Below are 17,283 nucleotides of genomic sequence, written 5' to 3'. Positions count from 1 at the left end.
CTGCCAGGTCCCTGCTATGTCCCTGTGAAGTCCCTGTTAGTCCCGATTATGGCACAAAAAAATCCGGAAGAAGTGTCGCTTGTGCGATCCCTTCTTCCGGACTCAATGAATTTTGAACTTTATGTTTTAGCGCTTCTCTGCTTTTTTTATAATCCGCTGATTGTTAAACCAATCTGAAACGGTCGAATGTCGGGGCCTGCGCCATCTTTTACGAAGTTGTTTATCTGGTACTGGCCATAAATTCCAAAGATGCCTTTACTGATGCGGGCGTCTACTACCAGGCGTGTACTATTAAAGAAGCGTTTTGATTTTATCTTTTCTGTGTAGTTGTTAATAGTTCCACCGTTGGCGCTTAAAAGGGTTTTTCCTTTTGTCATGGCGCTTAACATAGTTCCTACTTTACCACCTATTGCACCTTTCCAGCTTTTGTTTGGTTTTGAAGGATCGGCGGTAAAGCGAAGCTCAACCGGGATCTCGAGGTAAGTGGTGGCTACTTTATATTTTTTGAAATAGTTAGAGGCGGTATCGGCGCTGAATGAAAGTGTGTTGTGCGACAGGCCGGCAATATCAACCGAGGTTCTGTTAAGGTAGAAGTTGTCGGTTCCCAAACCAAGACCAATGCCTACACTAAACTGCGGACTGGTTTTAAAAGGGAAGTCGAACATGAAATATGCGTTGAAACTACGGGGTATACCTTTGGTATTAACGGTGTCGGGTATTGAAGACCAACCATTATACCCTAATTGCAACATGAAATGGTCGTTACCGTGACGTTGGCTTAAAGCCTTGAGCCACTCGTTCTTTTTCGTCGTCTTGGCTGCTGCGGGAGCAGGCTCCGGGGCCGGCGAAACTGGAGTTATTGCTTTAGTTGAATCCTGTGCAAATAAGGGAAATACAAATGCCAATGCGAGGGAAAGCGTAATCAATTTTTTCATACTGTTCTCAAATGATTGTCAAAAGTATCTTTCACAGGGTTAATGAAAGGTTAAGGTTACAAAAAAGCCCATAGCACTGCCATGGGCAAAATGAGGTATGGTTGACTTTGTTTGCGCATCAGCCCTCCCGATTGAATCGGGATATCGGCAAACGATACGTCAAATAAGGAAATTAACACTACAGAGACCCTATTTTGATCGACCAGTAAGAGTCGACTAGTGTAAGGGGTACTCTAACCCTTCTCCTTATATTATTAGGAAGAAAAAGCCAACAATGAAATAAGAACTGTGTGGATCCTGTTGGGATCGAACCAACGACCCCCTGATTATGAGTCAGGTGCTCTAACCGTCTGAGCTAAGGATCCATTCCGAGTTTAGTCGGAAAATATCTTGAATAAAAAGAGCTTCGTTTGAAAGAGCAGCAAAATTATAGAAATTCATTCAGTACCCACACAGAAATCTCATTTAATTTTTAAATTACCTGGTGCAGCAGCTTTCGGGCGACCTATTTGGTCTTTTTTTCTGACGATTTGCGTTTTTTTATTATGCCTGCCAGCCCTCATATCCAGGATTTGCAACAACGTATTGCGCTATACAATGACCAGTTGGCCTATAAAGAATTGTTTGCCCTGTTCTTTAAGTCCCTGCAACAATTTGCCATCACTTTCGTGCGTTCGCCCGAGGTAGCCGAAGAAATAGTTTCCGACGTATTAATTAAGGTGTGGAAAAAAAGGGCCGGCCTCAGCCGTATCAATAACCTCAAATTATACCTTTTTATCAGCACCAGGAACGGATCGCTCAATTATCTCCGTACACAAAAGAAAACCATGCTGCAACCCGAGCCGTACTTTGTACAGCTTCAGAGCATTTATTTTAATCCCGAAAAACTAATGCTCACTGCCGAAATGATGAACCGGGTGCAAAAAGCCATTAATGACCTTCCACCCCGCTGCCAGCTTATATTTAAGCTTATAAAGGAAGACGGACTTAAGTATCGCGAGGTGGCCGACTTACTAAACCTTTCTTTGAAAACTATTGAAAACCAAATGGCTATTGCCATTCGTAAAATTGGTTTGGCTATCCATTTCGATATACGCGCCACCTTGTCTTCATGATCACCCTGGTATGAAATTCCCTGTACAGATGTAAGAACCGCCAATAAAAAAATCTTTCAAACTCTTGGGGGTATGCTTTTTAAAGTAGTGTCCTTATAAGTATATACTATTTATATACACATGAGTAAGGACAGAACCTGGTTTTTAGTTGGCAAAAAACTAGCTGGTGAGGCAAGTGCCGAAGAATTGAACGAACTGGAAGGACTGTTGCGTAGCGATCCTGACATGCATTATGCGCTTCAAAACATAACTGACTTATGGAACCTGCCAACGCCTGCAAATAATGATGTAGACGATGCCTTCAATCGTCATATCAGCAGAATGAATGATGCCGGCGTTCAATGGAGCCAGGCCGATCAGGTTGAATACCAACCCAACGAACCATATTCACAACGACGTTCCCGCAAATCGCTTTTTATAATTAGTATAGCCGCTGCCGTTCTAATGGCGGCCAGTTTATATTGGTATAATTCCGTAACACTAAAAACAATTTCAACCCGCCCTTTTGTGGCCGGCCAGGCGGCCCCAAATAATATAAGCACCCGCAATGGTTCTAAAACCACCATCACTTTGCCCGACGGGTCAAAGGTTTGGCTAAATGCCGGCAGTTCGCTTACCTATAATAAAGATTTTGGGGGCGAAATAAGAGAGGTAGACCTTAGTGGCGAAGCATTTTTTGAAGTACAACCAGCCATTTCGCCTTCAACTGCACAAAGAATACCATTTATAATTCATACCCGTCATATAGATGTTCGCGTGTTGGGTACTGCTTTCAATGTGAGATCGTACCCTGGCGATAAACAAACCGAAACCAGCCTGGTGCATGGCAAGGTAGAAGTGTTGATACATAACCGCCCCGACGCAAAGATCGTGTTGCACCCCAATGAAAAACTGGTAGTAAATAATGAAGACACAACGGCGCCGCTTACCGCTAAGCCGGGGGCATCGGGTAAGGAAACGTTTTATTCTGTAGGCAAATTAACCTATACCAACAGCGACAGCATTCTGATTGAAACAGCCTGGGTGCAAAACAAACTTGTGTTCAATAATGAAAGCTTACTTGAAATAGCGCAAAAAATGGAACGCTGGTATAATGTGGAGATCAGCTTCAAGGATGAAAAAATACAAACAGAACGGTTCTCGGGAACTTTCGAAAATGAGGCCATTCAACAAGCCCTGGATTATATAAGTATTGCAACCGCATTTCATTATACCATGCAGGGTAATAAAATAACTATAGATAGATGATTATTTAAATCAAAACGATTGCAAATGCATAATAACAGTTCGTAGACCTTTAAACAAAAGCGGAACCTCATTGCAGTGAGATTCCGCCAGGTAAATAACAGGCTGAAACAATATTTCCTGTTTAAGGCGCAGGAAATACCTATTAATTAACCTACCAATTAACAAAGTATGAAAAAAAACGGAATTCTGCTGAGTTTCGGCAGGGACCCGCTTTTGCTAAAGTTTGTCCTGATAATGAAGCTTTCATTTTTCATAATACTGCTTAGCTGTCTTCATGTTGCTGCCGGTGGCTTCTCCCAAAACAGGATAAGCGTCGACTTTCAATCGACCCAATTAAAACGGGCCTTGTCATTGATTGAAAAGAAAAGCAATTTTCGCTTTTTGTATAACGAAAGGCTGGTTACCAATGCGCCTCGCATTACACTCAATATGACCAATGCCGAAGTGACCGACATATTGACCCGGTTGCTAAATAATACGGGTCTTTCATATCAGCTCATGGCCAATAACCTGGTGATCTTAAAAACTGGTATTGCGACAGTGCAGGACATTAAGGTGTTGGGGCGGGTTACCAGTACAACGGGTGAACCGGTGGCAGGTGCTTCAGTACTTGTAAAAAATACAAGTATAGGAACTACTACCGATGGCGCGGGTAATTATTCATTAACAGTGCCCGATAGCGCTATACTGGTGTTTTCATCCCTGGGTTTTGCTACCCAGGAAGTACCTGTGAACGGGAAAGCTACCATTGATGTTAGTTTGAAAGCTGCCGATGCCTCTTCGCTGGAACAGGTAGTTGTAGTAGGGTATGGTACCAGTACAAAAAGAGATCTAACTGCCCCTGTTGCGGTAATAAATCCTGAGGAATTGAACAAGCGTACAACGGCCAGTCCCATGCAGGCATTACAGGGTAATGTAACGGGGGTGCAGGTAATTACCAGTGGCGCACCGGGCGGTTCACCTACAGTAAAGATAAGAGGTGTAGGTTCATTCAATAATACTTCGCCCCTGTATGTGGTAGATGGGATGTTCGTTGATAATATCGATTTTCTAAATACCAATGATATTGGTGAAATGTCAATTTTGAAAGACGCCTCCGCAGCAGCCATTTATGGGGTACGTGCTGCAAACGGTGTGGTAATTATTACCACTAAAAAAGGAAAATACAATCAAAAGACCCGCGTAACCTATAACGGATACTTTGGTGTGCAAAACCCAACGGGTAATTATAAACTTGCCAATGGCTCACAGTATGCTGCTATGCAGTTGGACAAGCAAACAAAAGCAGATTCTTCACGTGTTACGAACTCGGTAACAAAATTTGGCGGTAGTGGGGTAAGCCCAGCTACCAACACCGACTGGTACGATGAAATATTAAAGAATTCTGCCCTTATGCACAATCACAGCATCGATTTAAGTGGTGGCGCCAGCAAAGTAAGCTATACACTTGGGTTGAATTACTTTTTCCAGGATGGGGTTACAGAAACCGAAAGCAGTTATAAAAGATATAACGGCCGCTTACAAATTGAAGCCAAGCCATATGATTTTTTAAAGATGGGCATCACTGCACATTTCACCAATTTCACGCAACGAAATCCTAATGCCGGTGCATTTTACCTGGCATATCTGGCTTCTCCATTATATCCCGTGTTTGATGCTACCAATACATTGGCAAAGCCCGAAAAATATGCTTCTTCCACTACACTTGGTTTTGCAAACGGCGTTTTTAACAACCCGGTTGCTGCTGCCAATTACTGGTACGACAAAACAAAAGGTTTCCAGGTGCTTCCCTCGGTTTACCTGGAGGCAGACATTATAAAAAATAAATTGTCTGTTCGGTCCCAGTTAAGTCAGCGCTATGGTTCTAACCTGAACCAGAATTATATTCCGGAATATTATGTTGATAATATTCAGCAGGCAAGAGTGTCGGTGCTAACCACTACCCAGGACAGAACGCAGAACTATATCCTCGATAATTTAATAACCTATAGAGGTAACAAAGACAAACATCATTGGACGGTTTTATTAGGTCAATCGGCCCGTCAGGAGCAGTTCAGGTCAACACAGGTGATCACCGATAGCCTGCCGCCCGATCAGGTTTACTGGTATGCCGATCAGGGGCCACGCCGGTCAAATGGTTACAACGAAACAGGTTTTAGAAATACTTCTATCTCCTATTTTGGCAGATTGGAGTATAACTATGCCGGTAAGTATTTATTAACGGGAACTTTTCGTGCAGACGGAACTTCGAAATACCAGGAGAAATGGGGTTATTTTCCTTCAGTAGGTGTAGGTTGGGTTATTTCGGATGAGGCCTTTATGAATGATTCCAGAATAATCAACCTGTTGAAACTTCGCGGATCGTGGGGAAAACTGGGTAACGACAATGTGCCACCGAGTACCGGTTATGCGGTGGTATACAGTGGCAATGATTTTTCAGGCATTTTCAATAGCACCGGCATTACCAATGGTGTACCCACAACCGGTTATCGCATTGATCCCATATTTGGTACTGTAAAGTGGGAAGTGGTTGACGAATGGGATGTTGGTATTGATTTTTCATTGCTAAATAAGCGGTTAAAAGGTTCTGTGGACTACTATAACCGCAGAACGAATGATCTGGCATTTGAAAGAACTTATCCCTTTATAAGCAATGCTAAAGTATATAGTAACTGGGGTAAGGTAGATAACAGTGGTATTGAGGTTACTCTTGATTGGAATGATAAATTAGGCGCACTGGGGTATCATATAGGCGGTAATCTCACTACGGTGAAAAATGAAGTGAAGGACCTCGCTGGTCAGGATAACATTCCGGGTGGTGTAGCCGAATTTCCAACCCGGTCGCAGGTTGGCGATCCTTTCAATTACTTTTACGGATACCAGGTAGCAGGTGTTTACCAGAACCAGGCCGAAATAAATGCCGATCCCATTGCGGTTGCCAATAATATAAAACCAGGGTATTTCAGGTTCGCAGATGTGAACAATGATAAAAAGCTTGATGAGAACGATCGCGTAAACCTGGGAAGCTACCTTCCTAAGATCAATTATGGATTTAATCTTGGATTGGATTACAAAAATTTTGACCTGAGCATTTTCTTTCAGGGTGTTGGTCAAAGCTATATCCTGAACAATAATCGGGCAGCCCGGCAAAAGTTTCCCGATATGAATGGCGATGAGGAATTTGTTACGGGGTTGTGGACGGGCGAAGGTTCTACCAATAAATATCCTTCTGCCATTGCTTCCGCTCAATCATGGAATAATAATGCAAGCTCGTTTTTTGTAGAGAACGGATCATACCTGCGGCTGCAGAATATACAACTGGGATACAATTTTAAACTCGGTGGAACAAATGGCGCATCGTTCAGAGTATATGCTACTGCCGATAGGCCGGCTATTTGGACCAGGTACTCTGGCATAACGCCGGAAATAGCAGCTCCGGCGCAGCTACCGAAAGACAGGGCAGCGGGTCCGACTAACGTGACGCCTACCCAGATATCATCGTTCGGATACGATAATAATGTGTATCCCACCACCGCTGTTTATTCTCTGGGTGTAAGAATTACTTATTAACCTTAATTACTCAGGATCATGAACACAATAAAATATATCTTATTTCTACTGCTTGTAATACAGGCAACAGCATGTAAGAAGTATCTTGATCACGATGTGGAAGACAGACCTCGCAGCACATCGATCGATTACACCAACTTAGGGGCTATGTATTCACCTGTGTCAGGAGCTTATCGCACTGTATCGGGCGAAAATCCGGGTTTTATACACTGGATGGATTGTGGTGTGCGCGTAGTGCGCGGAGATGATGTGGCCAAGGGATCGGCGCCCAACGATCAGGGAACGCTTTCTGATATCAAGAACTTTCAAAATGAAAACCCGGGTGTAGTTACTTTCTGGGGTAATAATAACTATTGGAACGATCACTACGCCGCAGTACTGTATTGCAACGAAGCGTTGAACGACCTAGACAGGTATCGGGCAAATATAGCCGCCGGTGATGTTGCAAACCTGGCATTATACAATCAGTATAGGTTTGAAATAAGGGTCCTTCGGGCATGGGCGCATATACTGATATCACGTGTATTTGGTAATGTGCCTATTGTTACCAACAACGACACTTTAATTTCACGAAGGGCAAGTTCTGTACTTGAAATACGCCAGTGGGTGATAAGTGAAATGGATTCGGCTATTGGCTTTTTAGAAGATGCCCGGCCTAACCAGGCCACTCATAAAGGTGCAGTAACAAAATATACCGCCCTTCTAATAAAGGCTAAAGCAGCTGCCGATGCTGCAGGGAACGATAATGGAAGTCCGTACTGGGACATTGTGCTTTCGGCCACCAATGATATTATCAACAGCAACAAGTTTAGCTTATTCCCCGATTTCTATCAGTTATGGAAGATACCGGGAAAGCTTTCTGATGAATCGTTGCTTGAACTACAGTTTACCGACTTTGGCACCAGTACGGGAACTACGGTTACACCCGGTGTATTTTTTACTTTTCAGGGACCCAATGGGGATCAGAAAGGCAGCCCGGTTTCTGGTTGGGGTTTTTTATCCCCCACACAGGAAATTGTTGATTTTTTCAATAGCCGGAATGATTCTGTTCGCCTGAAAACGACCATATTGAATGCAGGTGCAAGCGGCAGCGATTTTGTAACCAGTCCATCGGGGGATAAGATCTATGGCAATTCAAACGCCCAAACGCGATTTATGGGTAAGGCTTATTTGCCTGCCAATCAAATGACGCCGGGTAGAACCGATTATGGTTCTAACAACAACGTGCGTGTATTGCGATATGCCGATGTGTTGTTGTTAAATGCTGAAGCAAAAGTACGTAAAGGCCAGAATGGCGATGTGCCATTTAACCTGGTTCACCAGCGTGCAAAGCTAAGCCCTGTTACCGGTGTTACCCTACAACAGGTATTGGACGAGCGCCGGGCAGAGTTTGCATGTGAGTGGTGGGGCGAAAGATATAATGATCTGATACGCACCGGCCAGGCTGCCACCGTATTGGCTTCGCAGGGATTTGCACCTGGTAAGGAGTATGTGCCAATACCCCAGGCACAAAAAGACCTGAACCCGAATTTGTAAAGGCTCACTGATTTGTAGTTGCGAAGTTTGATGGTTGCTGCTTCTGTTTAGTGTCAGCCATCAAACTTTAAATGTAGTGTTAATCGTACCCATACATGTACCGAAACCAAACGCAACGCGGCAATGATACGATCCAGGTTAACCCTAATAGTGATTTTAATTTCTGTTTTACTGATCAGTTGTACCAATACGCAAAAAACGACAAATGGCGACGCCAAATTTACGGCCGAGGATGAGGAACTTTTTTCAAAAGTGCAGGAGCAAACCTTCCAATACTTTTGGGAAGGTGCAGAACCCAATAGTGGCATGGCGCGGGAGCGCATTCATATTGACAATGAGTATCCCGAAAATGATCAAAGCGTTGTAACAAGCGGTGGCAGTGGTTTTGGTGTTATGGCTTTGCTGGTTGGCATACATCGTGGTTTTATTACCCGCCTTCAGGGACGTGAGCGGCTCGATAAAATAGTTCACTTTTTGCAAACATCCGATCGTTTTCATGGAGCCATGCCGCATTGGTGGAATGGTGAAACCGGTAAGGTTAAACCTTTCGGGCGTAAAGACAATGGTGGTGACCTGGTTGAAACGTCTTTTCTTATGCAGGGGTTACTATGTGTGCGCCAGTTCTTTCACAATGGCGATTCGGCCGAAAAAGTGCTGGCCGCCCGAATAGATACTTTATGGCGCGAGGTTGAGTTTGACTGGTATCGCAATGGCGCAAACGTATTATACTGGCATTGGAGCCCCAATTATAAATGGGAAATGAATTTTCCGGTGGTTGGTTATAATGAATGTTTAATAATGTATATTCTGGCGGCATCGTCGCCTACACATGGCGTACCGCCCGAAGTATATCATGAAGGCTGGGCGCGTAACGGTCGCATTACAGGTTCCTGCCCGGTATATGATTATAGATTGCAATTGTACCACCAGGGCGACTCGCCATACGGCGGGCCACTGTTTTGGGCGCACTACTCTTACCTGGGCCTCGACCCCCGTGGGCTACGAGACAGGTATGCCGATTACTGGGCCGAAAATTTAAACCAAACCCTTATCAACTACACCTGGTGTGTAAAGAACCCAAAATATTTTAGAGGGTATGGCCCCGATAGTTGGGGACTTACAGCCAGTTACTCAGTGAATGGGTATGCTGCCCATGCCCCGGGCAATTATACCGATCTTGGTGTTATATCGCCTACCGCAGCTTTATCTTCTTTCCCTTACACCCCACAACGCTCCATGCAGGCCATGCGGCATTGGTACAACGATATGAAAGATAAGTTGTGGGGGCCGTATGGTTTTTATGATGCGTTCAGTCAAGCCGCTAACTGGTTCCCCGAGCGATACCTGGCCATAGATCAGGGGCCTATTGTTGTTATGATGGAGAACTATCGTACCGGATTGCTGTGGAAATTGTTTATGAGCTGTCCCGAAGTAAAAGCCGGGCTAAAGAAGCTGGGCTTTACCAGTCCGAATTTTAAATAGGCGGCGCTCCCAAAATAATTATACCATGTTTACCAAACTTGTTATAACCGTTTTTCTCATTGCGGCCACTAACCCGCAGGTGTTCCCTCAAAGCAACAGTAAAGTGGGCAGCTCGCCAATTGGCGGGCGGCCCGCTTTTACTCAAAGAACGTATTGCAATCCCTTGAATATCGATTATGGCTACACGCCCATCCCTAATTTTACCGAGTGGGGTAAACATCGCGCTACCGCCGACCCCGTGATTGTGAATTATAAGGGCGATTATTATTTATTCAGCACCAACCAATGGGGCTACTGGTGGAGCAATGACCTTAGTAACTGGCACTTTGTATCGCGTTTGTTCCTTAAGCCCTGGCATAAGGTGTATGATGAGCTATGTGCACCCGCTGTTTGTGTAATGGGCGATACCATGCTGGTGTTTGGCTCAACCTATTCAACCAATTTTCCTATATGGATGAGCACCAATCCCAAAGGAAATGAATGGAAGGAGGCGATTGATTCTTTTGAGATCGGTGGCTGGGACCCCGACTTTTTTCCTGATGATGATGGCAAGCTGTATATGTACAATGGCAGCAGTAACCGGTATCCATTGTATGGAATTGAAATTGACCGAAAAACTTTTGCGCCCAAAGGTACCCGCAAGGAAATGTATTTGTTAGAACCCTGGCGTTACGGCTGGCAACGCTTTGGCGAATATTTAGATAATACGTTCCTCGATCCTTTTATTGAAGGCGCCTGGATGACAAAACATAACGGAAAGTATTACCTGCAATATGGTGCGCCCGGCACTGAGTTCAGTGGTTATGCCGATGGTGTGGTTGTGGGTGATCATCCATTAGGCCCTTTTACACCGCAATCATTTCCCTTTAGTTATAAACCTGGTGGTTTTGCCCGGGGCGCGGGCCATGGCGCCACCTTTAAAGACAACAATAATAACTGGTGGCATGTGTCGACCATTGCCATCTCAGTGAAGAATAATTTCGAAAGGCGTATTGGAATTTGGCCGGCCGGCTTCGATAAAGATGATGTAATGTATATGAATGCGGCTTTTGGGGACTACCCTTATTACCTGCCTGGGACCCCTTCCCAGCCTCCCCCAAAGGGGGAGGTCTTCACCGGATGGATGTTACTCAACTACAACAAACCCGTTTCTGTTTCATCTACCCTCCCCAGCTATTACCCAAACTTCGCTGTTGATGAAAATATAAAAACCTACTGGAGCGCCGCTACCGGTAATACAGGTGAATGGATACAAACCGATTTGGGAAACCTAAGCACTGTAAAGGCCATTCAGATAAATTATGCCGATCAGGATGTGGAATTCCTGGGTAAACAACAAGGCACTTATCACCAATACAAACTATACCACAGTACCGATGGCAAAAAATGGAAGGTGCTTGTTGATAAAAGCAACAATAAAACCGATGTGCCGCACGACTATGTGGAATTAGAGAGCCCGGTGCAAACCAGGTATATAAAACTGGAAAATATCCACATGCCCACGGGCAAATTTGCCATCAGCGGACTTCGTGTTTTTGGCAACGGCAATGGCAGCAAGCCCGATACGGTAAAGCAGTTTGTTGTTTTACGTACCGAAAAGGACAAACGCAGTGCCTGGCTAAAATGGCGCCCGGTTGATAATGCCTATGCCTACAATGTTTATATGGGCATAGCGCCCGATAAATTGTACAACTGCATTATGATATACAGTGCCAATGAATATTACTGTAAGGCCATGGATATGGAAAAGCCCTGTTATTTTTCTATTGAAGCCATTAATGAAAATGGCGTATCGGCCAAAAGCCAGGTAGTAAAGGTTGAATAGTACTAAGACTAAAACTTATACATATGCGCAGGACATTACTATTGCTTGTTACCTTATTCTCCCTGTTGCACATAGCTGCACAAACACCAGACGCCAAAATGAAAACATTTGTGGCCGGCCTCATGAGCAAAATGACGCTCGACGAAAAAATAGGCCAGTTGAACCTGGTAACACCCGGCTGGGGCGTGCCTACCGGCTCGGTAGTAAGCAAAGGCGTTGAAGATAATATTCGCAAAGGCCGGGTGGGTGGCTTGTTTGGCATATTCGGTCCCGATAAAGTGCGCCAGGCGCAAACGCTGGCTATGAATGAAAGCCGCCTTAAAATTCCGCTGATCTTTGGTCTCGATGTAATACATGGACATAAAACCATTTTCCCCATTCCACTGGGGCTTTCCTGCTCATGGGATACGGCCCTTATTGAACGCAGCGCCCGAATTGCCGCCACCGAAGCTTCGGCCGATGGATTGTGCTGGGTTTTTTCGCCCATGGTTGATATTGCCCGCGACGCCCGCTGGGGCCGTATTGCAGAAGGCTCGGGCGAAGATCCTTACCTGGGCTCAAAGATAGCAAGGGCCATGGTCAAAGGCTACCAGGGTACCGACCTTACAAAAGACAATACAGTAATGGCCTGTGTAAAACATTTTGCCTTGTATGGAGCTGCAGAATCGGGCCGCGATTACAACACCACCGATATGAGCCGCATAAGAATGTACAACGAATACCTGCCGCCCTATAAGGCCGCGGTAGATGCCGGTGTTGGCAGTGTTATGAGCTCATTTAATGAAATAGATGGCATACCGGCAACAGGCAATCGCTGGTTGTTAACCAACTTGCTTCGTACGCAATGGGGATTTAAGGGATTTGTAGTTTCTGATTATACCTCGGTGAACGAAATGATAGCACACGGTATGGGCGACTTGCAGGCCGTATCGGCGCAGGCTTTGAATGCAGGGCTGGATATGGATATGGTAGGCGAAGGCTTTTTGACCACATTACAAAAATCGCTGAAGGCCGGAACGGTTACTACAAAACAAATTGATGATGCCTGCCGGCGTATACTGGAAGCAAAATATAGGCTGGGTTTGTTTGATGACCCATTTCGTTATGTAAATGACACCCGCCCCGGCAAAGAGATTCTGACTGCCGAAAACCGGCAGGCGGCACGTGAAATAGCAGCCCGCTCAATGGTTCTTTTAAAAAATGACCGCCAGGTATTGCCATTGAAGAAATCGGGCACAATAGCGCTTATTGGCCCGCTGGCGAATAACCATACAGAAATGCTGGGCACCTGGGCCGTGTCGGGCGATAACACCAAAAGTATTACCATACAACAGGGAATACAGAACGTATCAGGCAATAGTGTAAGTATCGTATATGCAAAAGGCGCCAATATTACCGACGATAGTGCTTTTGCCAAACGAATTAGTCCGTTTGCAAAACCAACGGAAATAGATGCACGGCATCCTGATGATATGATTCATGAAGCCATAGACGTTGCCGCCAAAGCCGATGCGGTAGTAGTAGTAGTGGGCGAAGCTGCAGAAATGTCGGGCGAGTCGGCCAGCCGTACCGATCTGGATTTACCGGGCAGCCAGCGAAAGCTGGTGGAGGCGTTGATAAAAACAGGGAAGCCATTGGTGGTGGTATTACTAAATGGACGGCCCCTTGCCCTGCCCTGGTTGCAGGAGGGCGCTTCTGCCATTTTGGAAGCCTGGTTTGCCGGTACCGAGGCTGGCAATGCCATAGCCGATGTGTTGTTTGGGAATTACAATCCATCGGGCAAACTCACTACCTCCTTTCCGCGCAATGTTGGCCAGGTACCCATTTATTATAATCACAAAAATACCGGCCGACCGTTTGAGGGTGGCGATCCCAAGTTCAAATCAGATTACCTCGATGTGGTAAATGAACCCTTGTACCCCTTTGGTTATGGGCTAAGCTACTCAAGCTTTTCATACGACACTGTGCTGCTAAGCGAAACCACCTTACGCCCCGGTCAATCGATAACCGCATCGGTTACGGTTACCAATAAAGGCGATGTGGCCGGCGAAGAAACTGTGCAACTATACATTAGAGATATGGTAGGTTCGGTAACCCGACCATTAAAAGAATTGAAAGGGTTTAAGAAAATAATGCTGAAAGCGCACGAGGCTGTTAAGGTAGATTTTTCAATTACCGAAAACGAACTTAAGTTTTATAACAGCGACTTGAAATATGCGGCCGAGCCAGGCGATTTTAAGGTGTTTATTGGCACCAACAGCCGCGATGTAAAGGAAGCTGCATTCAGGTTGGTAAAATAATTTTGAGGCGTAACTTGCGCCCAAACTATCAATTAATGGCACCTGTGAAAAACATAATATTCGACCTGGGCGGCGTTTTGTTGAACCTCGATGTAGCGCAAACCCGCAATGCATTTATTAAGCTTGGTCTTAAGCAAATAGATGAACTGTTTCGCATAGGGCATGCGGAGGGTTTTTTCAAAGACTATGAAGTAGGCGCTATCTCAGATGAGGAATTTGTTGAAAAGGCCCGCCAATTGTCGCTTCCCGGCACCAGCAGCAGCCAGGTAATAGATGCCTGGAATGTTATGCTGCTCGATTTTCCGGCAGAACGGGTACAATTCCTTGATCAGTTAAAGAATAAATACCGGTTATTCTTATTCAGCAATACCAACGCCATTCACCTGAAGTATTTTCACAAAAGCTACCAGGATGTGTATGGCAGGGCCATGGATGATCTTTTTGAAAAGGCATACTACTCGCATGTGATCAACCATCGCAAGCCCGATGTGGCGGCCTTTGAATACGTTATAAACGACAGTAAGCTGCATGCTGCAGAAACCCTCTTTATTGACGATGCACTGGTAAATGTAGAAGGAGCGCGCCAGGCGGGTTTACAGGCCGTTCATTTAACAGATGGGAAGACTATACTCGATCTGGGGCTTTAAAGCTATACAACGGTGAACGTTGATCTAACTGTTTCCGGTTACCGGATCCCGGTTTCCGGGTAAAAAATCGGAGGTCCCGACTGAAGATAGAGTGATCGACATTCAAGGCCCGGGAACTGGCAACCGGTACCCGGCAACTAGTCTTTCACTTCCTCAAAATCAATGTATTCGCCACCTTTTGGCGAAGGCGCAGCGGCCTTGTTGGCTGATGAAGATGATGGCCGGCCTGAGGTGCTGGTATTTTGTTGAAAAGGTGGCTGTTGTTGTTGCTGGCGTTGAAATTCCTTTATTTGCCTGCGAACCCGCCAGCTCATTTTAAGTACAGGCACCAGAAAGTTGAATACAAACTTGTATAAGAAAAAGGCCAGTAATATGTATAAAAGAAGGCGCGATAAATTCATATTATAAAAACTAAAGGTACAAATACAGCACCTAACAAACTGTTAAGTTGGCTGCATCAAAAAAATTATCATAGCTACAATAGGGCCCGTTAAGGTGTTTGGGAACATGGCAAAACTATAAAAAACCAACAAGTATACCTTTTAGAATGTTCATTGGGCCTGCTTTTTAGCTTTTCTTTTCTATATGAATGACGATTGAGGCTTAAAGAAATTGTGGTTTATTCAAAATTAACAAAGGGGTTTTTGGAATTAATTATTTAATTACCTTACCTTTGCCAAGGCAAAAGATGTTTAGAAAGGGAACGGAATCGTTCCCTTCTTTATTTCCCATAAGAGCATGGAAACACCAGTACAGGCAATTGAAAAAATGATTCAGGATATGCTGGCCGATGATCCGGCATATTTCCTGGTTGAGATTAGAGTAAAACCTACCAATAATGTAAAGCTGTTTTTGGATGGGGATCAGGGAGTGACTATTGAAAAATGTATTTCCTGGAACCGGGCTTTATATAAGAAAATTGAGGAGGATAATCTATTCCCTAACGGAGACTTTTCGCTTGAAGTATCTTCTCCCGGCGTTGACGAACCCTTAAAATTGTTGCGACAATACAAGAAGAACCTTGGCCGTACGGTTGAGGTTGTGCTTAAAGACGGTATTAAAATTACCGGTAAAATGCTTGAAGCAGGTGATGAAGGCATTACGGTGGAAGAAACGAAAGGAAAAAATAAAAAGAAAGAGGTGATAAACCACCAATTTCAATTCGATCAAATAAAATCAACAACAATTCAAACTGTATTTTAATAAGATTTCTTCCGATCCGTCGGGAGAAGGCAAAAATTATAGAATATGGCAAGCATAAATTTGATAGAGGCCTTCGCAGATTTTAAGGATGCAGAAAATATTGATCGTCCTACCATGATGAAAGTGGTAGAGGATGTTTTCAAAACCCTGCTGCGTAAAAAATATGGCAGTGACGAGAATTTTGACGTAATTGTGAATGCTGAGAAAGGTGACCTCGAAATTATGCGCCGTCGTACCATCGTTGAAGACGGAGCTGTAATGGACCCGCTGGCAGAAATTGGTTACAGCGATGCCATAAAAATAGAACCAGACTTTGAAGTAGGCGAAGAAATATATGAAGAAATAAATATTCTTGATTTCGGCCGCCGGGCCATCCTGGCAGCCAAACAAACCCTGGCAAGCCGTATTAGTGACTTGAAAAAGAACGTACTGGTTAAAAAATATGGCGACAGAATAGGTGAAATTATCAGTGCTGAAGTATACCAGGTTTGGAAAAAAGAAATTTTATTGCTCGATGAAGAGGGGAATGAGTTAATATTGCCTAAATCTGAGCAAATTCCGCAAGACTATTTCAAGAAAGGTGAAAATATCCGCGCCGTTGTTAAAAAAGTAGAATTAAAAAACAATTCTCCGGTCATTATTTTATCCCGTACCTCTCCCTCTTTCCTTGCAAAACTGCTTGAAATTGAGGTGCCTGAAATATTTGATGGTTTAATTGTTATTAAAAAGATCGTTCGTGAGCCCGGCGAAAGGGCGAAAGTGGCCGTAGAGTCATATGACGATCGTATTGACCCCGTAGGCGCCTGCGTAGGTATGAAAGGTAGCCGTATTCATGGGATCGTACGGGAATTAAAAAATGAAAACATCGATGTTATAAACTGGACCAATAATATTCAACTTTTAATCCAACGTTCGCTTACCCCGGCCAAGATCACTACCCAGGACCTTGACAATGACAAAAAGCAGGCGAATGTTTACCTGAAACCCGACCAGGTTTCACTGGCAATTGGAAAAAAAGGCGTAAATATTAAGCTGGCACAGGAATTAACAGGATATAGCATTGACGTTTATCGCGATACAGAAGGCGAACCCCAGGAATTCGACATCGATCTGGAAGAATTCAGCGATGAAATTGAAACCTGGATCCTTGATGAACTTAAACGGGTTGGTTGTGATACGGCACGCAGCGTGCTGGATCTTACCGCCGAAGAGCTGGAAAGAAGGACCGACCTGGAAAGAGAGACCATCAACGAAGTTCGCCGCATATTGAACGAGGAATTTGAAAAAGGATAGGCTGAAAAGTCGAACTTTGGATCATAGCTGTAAAGGGATTTTGCAAATTAAAGCCGTCTAAATGGAACGCTGTGCAATAGCACAGAATCCATTTATATGCATGGTTTTAAATGATAATGTGACCAAATT

Annotated in this window: 12 protein-coding genes and 1 tRNA gene; 10 read left to right on the top strand and 3 right to left on the bottom strand. The window is 44.5% G+C overall.

Annotation, left to right across the window (positions count from 1 at the left end):
* Nucleotides 1-146: 146 nt before the first annotated feature.
* Entirely contained in the window at nt 147-935 is a 789-nt protein-coding gene (locus GGD38_RS16150) for an outer membrane beta-barrel protein (protein WP_375297278.1), read from the bottom strand.
* A gap of 291 nt (nt 936-1,226) precedes the next feature.
* Nucleotides 1,227-1,300, bottom strand: a tRNA-Ile gene (locus tag GGD38_RS16145).
* A 207-nt stretch (nt 1,301-1,507) separates the two neighbouring features.
* On the opposite strand from GGD38_RS16145, the gene GGD38_RS16140 reads away from it, so the two are divergent.
* From GGD38_RS16140 to GGD38_RS16105, 8 genes are all read left to right on the top strand, one after another.
* On the top strand, nt 1,508-2,050 hold the full coding sequence (locus GGD38_RS16140) for an RNA polymerase sigma-70 factor (protein WP_375297277.1): 543 nt from the start codon (nt 1,508-1,510) through the stop codon (nt 2,048-2,050).
* Nucleotides 2,051-2,170: 120 nt separating this feature from the next.
* Complete coding sequence (locus GGD38_RS16135; RefSeq protein ID WP_375297276.1) at nt 2,171-3,298, top strand: FecR family protein; 1,128 nt, start codon at nt 2,171-2,173, stop codon at nt 3,296-3,298.
* 168 nt (nt 3,299-3,466) lie between these two features.
* Nucleotides 3,467-6,868 (top strand): TonB-dependent receptor, encoded by a 3,402-nt coding sequence (locus tag GGD38_RS16130; protein ID WP_375297275.1) that lies wholly within the window; start codon nt 3,467-3,469, stop codon nt 6,866-6,868.
* Between the two features lie 18 nt (nt 6,869-6,886).
* Nucleotides 6,887-8,404, top strand: a complete 1,518-nt coding sequence (locus GGD38_RS16125) for a RagB/SusD family nutrient uptake outer membrane protein (RefSeq protein ID WP_375297274.1) — start codon at nt 6,887-6,889, stop codon at nt 8,402-8,404.
* Between the two features lie 150 nt (nt 8,405-8,554).
* Nucleotides 8,555-9,886 (top strand): glucoamylase family protein, encoded by a 1,332-nt coding sequence (locus tag GGD38_RS16120; protein WP_375303846.1) that lies wholly within the window; start codon nt 8,555-8,557, stop codon nt 9,884-9,886.
* Between the two features lie 25 nt (nt 9,887-9,911).
* On the top strand, nt 9,912-11,711 hold the full coding sequence (locus GGD38_RS16115) for a family 43 glycosylhydrolase (protein WP_375303845.1): 1,800 nt from the start codon (nt 9,912-9,914) through the stop codon (nt 11,709-11,711).
* 23 nt (nt 11,712-11,734) lie between these two features.
* Entirely contained in the window at nt 11,735-14,011 is a 2,277-nt protein-coding gene (bglX, locus tag GGD38_RS16110; RefSeq protein WP_375297271.1) for a beta-glucosidase BglX, read from the top strand.
* 35 nt (nt 14,012-14,046) lie between these two features.
* Nucleotides 14,047-14,658, top strand: coding sequence for an HAD family hydrolase (locus GGD38_RS16105; RefSeq protein ID WP_375297270.1), 612 nt, complete (start codon nt 14,047-14,049; stop codon nt 14,656-14,658).
* Between the two features lie 137 nt (nt 14,659-14,795).
* Here GGD38_RS16105 and GGD38_RS16100 read toward each other — a convergent pair whose 3' ends face one another.
* The gene (locus GGD38_RS16100; protein ID WP_375297269.1) at nt 14,796-15,059 is read right to left on the bottom strand and encodes a hypothetical protein; all 264 of its coding nucleotides are present in this window, start codon (nt 15,057-15,059) and stop codon (nt 14,796-14,798) included.
* 337 nt (nt 15,060-15,396) lie between these two features.
* On the opposite strand from GGD38_RS16100, the gene GGD38_RS16095 reads away from it, so the two are divergent.
* Together GGD38_RS16095 and nusA are read left to right on the top strand one after the other, a co-directional pair.
* The gene (locus tag GGD38_RS16095) at nt 15,397-15,861 is read left to right on the top strand and encodes a ribosome maturation factor (RefSeq protein ID WP_375297268.1); all 465 of its coding nucleotides are present in this window, start codon (nt 15,397-15,399) and stop codon (nt 15,859-15,861) included.
* Nucleotides 15,862-15,906: 45 nt separating this feature from the next.
* Complete coding sequence (gene nusA / locus GGD38_RS16090; RefSeq protein ID WP_375297267.1) at nt 15,907-17,154, top strand: transcription termination factor NusA; 1,248 nt, start codon at nt 15,907-15,909, stop codon at nt 17,152-17,154.
* Nucleotides 17,155-17,283: the final 129 nt, after the last annotated feature.

Source organism: Niastella sp. OAS944 (assembly GCA_024809215.1).
Lineage (GTDB): Bacteria > Bacteroidota > Bacteroidia > Chitinophagales > Chitinophagaceae > Niastella.
The sequence above is the reverse complement of the archived record's forward strand: the minus strand, read 5'-3'. Positions and strand labels throughout refer to the sequence as shown.